This window comes from Arsenicibacter rosenii, from assembly GCF_001870735.1.
Lineage (GTDB): Bacteria > Bacteroidota > Bacteroidia > Cytophagales > Spirosomataceae > Arsenicibacter > Arsenicibacter rosenii.
Genome location: NZ_MORL01000215.1, coordinates 1 through 732, shown reverse-complemented (window position 1 = coordinate 732; position 732 = coordinate 1). Strand labels below are relative to the sequence as shown.

1 protein-coding gene is annotated in these 732 nt (G+C 56.1%); it reads right to left on the bottom strand.

Features of this window, described 5'->3' with window-relative positions; genetic code table 11:
- Positions 1–82 precede the first annotated feature (82 nt).
- Complete coding sequence (locus BLX24_RS30910; RefSeq protein WP_071506940.1) at positions 83–607, bottom strand: hypothetical protein; 525 nt, start codon at positions 605–607, stop codon at positions 83–85.
- Positions 608–732: the final 125 nt, after the last annotated feature.

Here is a 732-nt window from a genome sequence, read left to right as displayed (position 1 = left end):
TTGAGCAGGGCCAGTTCGTTAGCCGCCCCGCGGCCGTCGATATCGACCTGGAGACTGGCCTTTTCATTGAGATTAAGTGCCATCAGGAGAACATGAGTTTAAGCTGGCGCAGGGCCGTCAGACCCGCCTGCTGTTTGATGTCGAAAAACAAGTTGGGCAGTACGTCCTTCAGCAGGGGATCGGCATAGATACCCCGGTAACCCCGCTTGACATCGGGATACCGGTGGCGGGCCATTTTAAGTCCCCAGGCAATACGGTTGATGGCTTTTATTTCGGTGACCGGTTTGGAAAAGCTGTCGTAGCCGGGTACGTAGGCAAACTTTTCGACCCCTACTTTTTCCACGAAGTACTCCATCGATGACAGCGGCGGGCTGCGGAAGTAGCTCATGCGCTGCAAGTCCCTGAAGCGGGCATACGCGGCCATCGTCAGCCGGGCGCTGACAAAGTTGTCGGCAGCGGTAGCGGCTTCGGTCTTGAAGGAATTGATCAGGTCCCCGGTGAGCTCCAGCCGGGCTGCCTGTGCCCGCTGCTTAAAGAGCCGCTCGGCCTCCTGCATGTATTTGTTGAGAACAGCCTGAATCTGCTGATCGGTAAAAAAAGATGCCATGTACCGAAGTTGGCGGTATGATCAGGACTCAGGAAGGACGCAAAACAAAAAGCCCCCCGCGTCCGGAGGGCTTCTGTCAGTAATTCCAGGTCAGACACTCGATCTTGGTTTTGCGCTCCTTCCGC